Source organism: Actinomycetota bacterium (assembly GCA_040755895.1).
GTDB lineage: Bacteria > Actinomycetota > Aquicultoria > Subteraquimicrobiales > Subteraquimicrobiaceae > Subteraquimicrobium.
The window spans coordinates 1-5,944 of sequence record JBFMAG010000115.1 but is presented as its reverse complement, the minus strand read 5'-3'; the positions used below and the strand labels follow the sequence as shown (position 1 = coordinate 5,944).

The following is a 5,944-nucleotide window of genomic DNA, read 5'->3' as shown; positions in this document are numbered from 1 at the left end:
ACGAGCGCAACGTCCTAGTTCTGGAAGGCAAGGATATTTCCGTCATCGTCGTGGAAATAGCGGACAGATTCGTCAATAAGATCACTTGTTTCGTTAGAGAGGGAGAATTCTTGAAAATTGGACAAAAGCTTTCCTTCATCGAGCGTGGTTCACAGGTCGATCTCATAATTTTGCCTCCCCGGACAGGGAAGGAAAATTTGGACTTTAAAGTAAGACGCAGTGAACAGGTCTACGGGGGTCAAACAATTTTGGCCGAATACCGATGACTTCACCGTAAGATTTTAAAAGATTTTAAAAGAGCTGGGCCATAATTTTAGAATTTACCTTATGCGTGATTATCTGAGAATATTCGGTATTTATGACCCGTATATTTAAAAAGGTATTTACCGTGAACGGTGAACTGTGAACCGTGAACAAAAGGTGGGATGAATGTGACAAAAGCGGTGGCTCTGCTTTCGGGTGGATTGGACAGCATGCTTGCAGTAAAGGTAATCCAGGAGCATGGTATCCAAGTTGTCGGGGTGAGTTTTGTTACCCCTTTCTTTTCAGCCAAAATGGCTAAGGAAGCCGCCAAACAGCTCTCGATACCCCTTCATATTTTCGATATCACCCATGAACATTTGGAAATAGTTAAAAGACCGAAGTACGGATATGGAAAATATATGAATCCCTGCATCGATTGTCACGCCTTCATGGTCAAGAAGGCCGGGGAATTTATGGAACAAATTGGAGCATCCTTCATCGTAAGCGGAGAAGTCCTTGGAGAACGTCCAAAATCGCAGAACAGAATGGCTTTAAGGATTGTGGAGAAGGAATCGGGTTACAGGGGGTACCTTTTGCGACCTCTCTCGGCTAAATTGCTTCCTCCAACGGTACCCGAGGAGAAGGGATTGGTGGATAAAGAGAGGCTCCTATCCATTCAGGGACGATCACGCAAGCCCCAGCTGGAGTTGGCGGAAAGGTATGGTTTTAAAGATTTTCCCACCCCTGCGGGAGGATGTCTACTCACGGATCCCATTTTTTCTCAACGGCTAAGGGATTTGCTGGCGGAGAAGAAGGATCCCACCATCAACGATTTGGAGTTGCTCAAATTGGGGAGACACTTCTGCTCCCCAGAAGGGGTAAAAATAGTTGTGGCCAGAAATCAAAGGGAGAGTGAACTCTTTTTGAAGCTCACCCAACCCGAGGATTGGATTTTTCAGGTTAAGGGATATCCCGGTCCGCGGACTCTGGTCAGGGGCAAAAATGTTGGGGAACAGACCATTAAGGAAGCAGCCATCTTGACCGCAAGGTACAGCAAGGCTAGAAATTTACCTCGAGTAAAAGTAGGGTATCGTGGGGTTGGAGAGGAAGAAAAGATCATCGAGGTTGAACACCCTTTGAAAAGTCTATCGATGGGTTCCATTAATGAAGCCAAACCCTATCCGAATTCAAAATGCAAAGTGTAAAATGACAATCCAGAATTTAAAATGATTTTAAAGAACAATATCTAATCAACGAATTATAGGGTGAGGGAAATGGCCATTTGGAAATGTCTGGGGTGTGGCGCCATTAAAGAGGGGCGTTGCAAACCCAGGAAGTGCGAGAACTGTGGCGGCACCAAGTTTCAGAAAGTCGAGAGCAAATAGTAGCACCGTTCACCATTGACCATAAGAGTTTAAAAGGCATTCTGGGTGGGTATAATTCGCCGTCGCTCACACTCGCTCTACAAGCGACCCTTTATAAGAGTTAGATTTACGACTCATCTTAGTATTAATACGTGAACTAAAGGAGGGTGATGATTTATGGTTCAACCCAGGGCAGAAATAGGGGTGTTCGGGGGTTCAGGATTTTATTCATTCTTAGAGGGTGTAAGGGAATACGCCATTGAGACTCCTTACGGACTCCCCAGCGATAGGATTGCTATCGGGGACATCGGGGGAAGGAAAGTAGCCTTCCTTCCTCGCCATGGAAGATACCACCAATATCCCCCGCACATGATAAACTATCGGGCGAATATTTATGCCATGAAGCAATTGGGTGTGATCCAGATTATCGCCCCATGTGCTTCGGGAAGCTTGCAGCCCCACGTAAAGCGGGGGGATTTTGTCATTTGTGATCAATATGTGGATAGAACGAGGGGTAGAAGGGATACCTTCTATGATGGTCCCATATCCACCCATGTGAGTGCAGCCGACCCCTACTGTCCTGTGCTGAGGAAGATCGCCCATGAGACCGCTAAAGAGATCGGGATAAATGTTCACGAAGGGGGCACGGTGGTGGTCATCCAAGGCCCTCGGTTCAGCACTCGTTCGGAGAGCAAGTGGTTTTCCTCACAGGGGTGGGAAGTCATCAATATGACTCAATACCCGGAGGTCCATCTCGCCAGGGAATTAGAGCTATGCTATGTGGCCATCGCGCTCATCACCGATTATGACGTGGGGTTGGAAGGGATGCCTGAGGTTGAACCGGTCACGGCGGAAGAGGTATTCAGGGTTTTTCAGGAAAATAATGAGAGGGTTCGAAAGCTGCTCTTTGCCATGATTCCAAAGTTGCCCAAGGAGAGGAAATGCATCTGCAGCACGGCTCTAAAGGGAGCTAGATTTGAATAAACTCAATCTCGATATATATTACTTGAACCGTGAACGGTAAAGGGTGAACCATGTAAGAGTGTAACCAATGTTCTGCGGTTAATACATCTAGGTTCTAGGTTGAAGGTCAGAGGTAAGAATACCCATCTTCAACGACCTAGGATAAAAAGGAGGCTTCAATGTTAAAGGTAGCAAATCTTCGAAACTACCTCTGCCGTCTTTATGGAAGGGAGGTTAACATCCTTTCCATAGGGGGCTTAACGGATCTCAAAGAGAAGGATGAATTGAAGGGATTCGGTTACGGGAGCCCGATTTTAATCGAATTTGAGATGGATGGCCAGAGAAAAAGGGCGGTTCTTGAAACCATGAAAGCGGAGGGATTTGGACACGATCATTTCTCCGATAGGGCTTGCTCTCTCCTCCTGGCTCACTCAACCTATAATAAACTCCCCAAGCATATCTCCTCTTTGGATGTGGGAGCCTTTACCAGAACGGGTTCTCTCATCTCATTGGGTGAGGCAGTGGAATTCTTCCTGCTCGATGAGTACATAGAGGGAAAAGAATATTTCCACGATCTGGAACGCATCAAGGAGCAGGAGACGATCAGCGAGGAAGACGTCATGCGCGCCCAAGTGTTGAGCGATTATCTCGTGGAAATCCACACTCTGAAGAAGGATGACCTCCAGCTTTATACCCGAAGGATCAGAGATTTGGTGGGACATGGGGAATGCATCATGGGGCTCATCGATAGCTACCCCAGGGATTGGCATTTCGTCGCCGAGGACTTTTTCCAGAAAGTGGAGGTAAAATGCATCGAGTGGAGATGGAGGATTAAGGATAAAGGATATCGTCTTTCCCAGGTCCACGGCGATTTCCATCCTTGGAATGTTTTGTTTAAAAGCGGATTGGATTTCTGGGTTTTGGATAGGAGCCGTGGCGAATGGGGAGAACCGGCGGATGATTTCACCGCCATGAGCATCAACTATATCTTTTATTCCCTTCAGAAATATGGCGAGCTCAAAGAGCCTTTTCGAAACCTTTTCCTAAAATTCGTTCAGAACTATCTTGAAAAGACGGGGGATGAAGAGATTTTCCTGGTTTGTCAGCCCTTTTATGCCTGGCGTGGTTTGGTCATAGCCAGCCCCATATGGTATCCAAATCTTGCGGATGATGTTCGAAAGAAACTTTTCAATTTCATCATCAATGTTCTCGATGTCGAAAAATTCGATATTCATAACGTTAATTCTTACTTTGAGCCCAGTTAGTAAAAATTTAAAATGCAAAGATCAAAAATCAAAATTACCTCTCTGCCGACAGGCAGGCAGATCAAATTCCAAAAATTTTAGAACTTTTTGAATTTTAATTTGTCATTTTTCATTTTGATTTTTAAATTTTGAATTATAATTGGGTCTATTAGTGGGGTAAGATGGAAGGTAACGATGGTAAGAGGGGTTTTGCCCTTTGGATAACGGGTCTTCCAGCTTCGGGCAAATCCAGCATCGCTCAAGCGGTCAGAAGGTTGCTCAAGGAACGGGAGATAGATGTGGAGATTTTGGAGTCGGATGATCTGAGAAGTAAGCTCCTCACCCTTTCCACTTACACTGAGGAGGAGAGGGAATTTTTCTACAATGTCTTGGTCTGTTTGGGTAAGATGCTCGTGGACCATGGGATAAACGTGGTCTTTGATGCCACGGCGAATAAGCGGAAGTTTAGAGATAAGGCAAGGAAGGAGATCCAAAATTTCATGGAGGTTTACGTGAAGTGTCCCCTTGAGGAGTGCATGAGAAGAGATCCCAAGGGGATTTACCGGGCTGTCAAGAGAGAAGAGGCCACCACCGTGCCAGGAGCCCAGGTTCCCTACGAAGAGCCCCTTGCTCCTGAGGTGATCATCGAGTCCGATAGGGAGACACCCGAGCAAGGAGCAAAGAAAATATTGCAGAAAATGCGGGAGAAATTTGATTTGAAATTATAGGTTCAAGGCTCCGGGGTTGAAGGTTCTAGGTTGTAGGTTTTAAATTTTCCATTTTAAATTTTTCATTTGAGGAGGGCTCCGACACTTTCTTAAGCACTTACCCCTCCCTTAAATGCCAAAGTGTAAACCAAACTCGTTAATGGTCCATTTTTTTACCGTGAACTGTGAACGGTGAACCATGTAAGAGTGTTTTGGTTGTATTGGGTTTGTACTTGATTTATTCTGGAGTTGGGGGAAATCGGTTTTGGGCGATAAGGAGAAGGTACGTTGATTCCCTTTGGTTCGGTCCGTCTGGGAAGGATATTCGGTATTTCCATAGAGTTGAACTATACATGGTTTTTCATCTTTGCTCTACTCACCATCGACTTAACCCTGCGTTTTCAGTTAAAACCCTTTAATCTCCCTCTGGTTGTCGGTATAATCAATGCCACGGTCACTTCCGTTTTGCTTTTTGCTTCGGTTTTATTTCACGAACTATCCCATTCCTACATAGCTAAAAAAAGCGGTATCCCCATAAAGAAAATTACCCTGTTTATCTTCGGCGGAGTGGCCCAGATGTCCAAAGAGCCAGAAAATCCAGAGGTTGAGTTCAAAATGGCCATCGCCGGTCCCCTCTCGAGCTTTTTCTTATCCTTCTCTTTCGGTTTGATTTGGGTGGGGGCTAGGGGTCTGGGTTTGGAGATGGCTGGCGCCTCCTTTCTATTGCTCTGGCAGATCAATTTGGCTTTGGCCGTTTTCAATCTTTTACCGGGATTTCCCCTTGATGGAGGAAGAGTTTTGAGAGCTGGACTCTGGTATTGGATGAAAGATATGCAACGGGCCACAAAGATTGCCTCCCAAGCTGGTCAGGGAATAGCTTTTTCCCTCATCTTCTTTGGGTTCATGATGGTTTTCGTTCTGGGTGATATCAGTGCCCTTTGGCTGGTTTTGATCGGATGGTTTCTTAACCACGCTGCTCAGACAAGTTATCAACAGCTTATTCTCCAAAGATCGTTATCTGGGATTAAGGTCGCCGAGATCATGAGCAAAGATATCCAAACAATTGATCCTTCAATAACCCTGGATAGGTTGGTCAATGAGTACTTCTTGAAATACCGATACGGTCGGTTCCCCGTTGTGGAGAATGATCAGCTTTTGGGGGTAATCACCTTACACGATATTAAAGAAGTCCCTCAAGAGGATTGGTCAAGGGTAACCGCGAGGGAAATAGTGGTCCCTCTAAAGGGGAATTGCATAATAAGTTATCACGAGGATGCCGTCAATGCCTTGATGCAGATGGCCAGGGAGGAAATAGGTCATCTTTTAGTGGTGGATGAGAACGGCAGCTTGGTAGGGCTGGTCACGAGGAGTGATATAATCCGACTGATCAAGGTGAAGACTGAATTAGGGGTATAAAAAATTT

At 45.6% G+C, this 5,944-nt stretch carries 7 protein-coding genes; all 7 read left to right on the top strand.

Annotated elements, in window-relative coordinates; translation table 11 throughout:
- A partial coding sequence (locus AB1466_05335; GenBank protein MEW6189517.1) for a phosphatidylserine decarboxylase occupies window positions 1-266 on the top strand: 266 nt, incomplete at its 5' end.
- Window positions 267-425: 159 nt separating this feature from the next.
- Entirely contained in the window at window positions 426-1,448 is a 1,023-nt protein-coding gene (locus tag AB1466_05330; protein MEW6189516.1) for a tRNA 4-thiouridine(8) synthase ThiI, read from the top strand.
- A gap of 69 nt (window positions 1,449-1,517) precedes the next feature.
- Complete coding sequence (locus AB1466_05325) at window positions 1,518-1,628, top strand: RCKP-type rubredoxin-like domain-containing protein (GenBank protein ID MEW6189515.1); 111 nt, start codon at window positions 1,518-1,520, stop codon at window positions 1,626-1,628.
- Between the two features lie 156 nt (window positions 1,629-1,784).
- A complete protein-coding gene (locus AB1466_05320; GenBank protein ID MEW6189514.1) occupies window positions 1,785-2,591 on the top strand; it encodes an S-methyl-5'-thioadenosine phosphorylase in 807 nt (268 codons plus the stop codon).
- Window positions 2,592-2,749: 158 nt separating this feature from the next.
- Window positions 2,750-3,835 carry an aminoglycoside phosphotransferase family protein gene (locus AB1466_05315; GenBank protein MEW6189513.1) on the top strand — a complete coding sequence of 362 codons (1,086 nt, stop codon included), beginning with the start codon at window positions 2,750-2,752 and terminating at the stop codon, window positions 3,833-3,835.
- 161 nt (window positions 3,836-3,996) lie between these two features.
- Complete coding sequence (locus AB1466_05310; protein MEW6189512.1) at window positions 3,997-4,542, top strand: adenylyl-sulfate kinase; 546 nt, start codon at window positions 3,997-3,999, stop codon at window positions 4,540-4,542.
- A 267-nt stretch (window positions 4,543-4,809) separates the two neighbouring features.
- Complete coding sequence (locus AB1466_05305; protein ID MEW6189511.1) at window positions 4,810-5,937, top strand: site-2 protease family protein; 1,128 nt, start codon at window positions 4,810-4,812, stop codon at window positions 5,935-5,937.
- Window positions 5,938-5,944: the final 7 nt, after the last annotated feature.

Coding starts and splice junctions, on each gene's coding strand:
- AB1466_05330 (MEW6189516.1), top strand. CDS start 426: ATGAATGTGACAAAAGCGGTGGCTCTGCTTTCGGGTGGATTGGACAGC.
- AB1466_05325 (MEW6189515.1), top strand. CDS start 1,518: ATGGCCATTTGGAAATGTCTGGGGTGTGGCGCCATTAAAGAGGGGCGT.
- AB1466_05320 (MEW6189514.1), top strand. CDS start 1,785: ATGGTTCAACCCAGGGCAGAAATAGGGGTGTTCGGGGGTTCAGGATTT.
- AB1466_05315 (MEW6189513.1), top strand. CDS start 2,750: ATGTTAAAGGTAGCAAATCTTCGAAACTACCTCTGCCGTCTTTATGGA.
- AB1466_05310 (MEW6189512.1), top strand. CDS start 3,997: ATGGAAGGTAACGATGGTAAGAGGGGTTTTGCCCTTTGGATAACGGGT.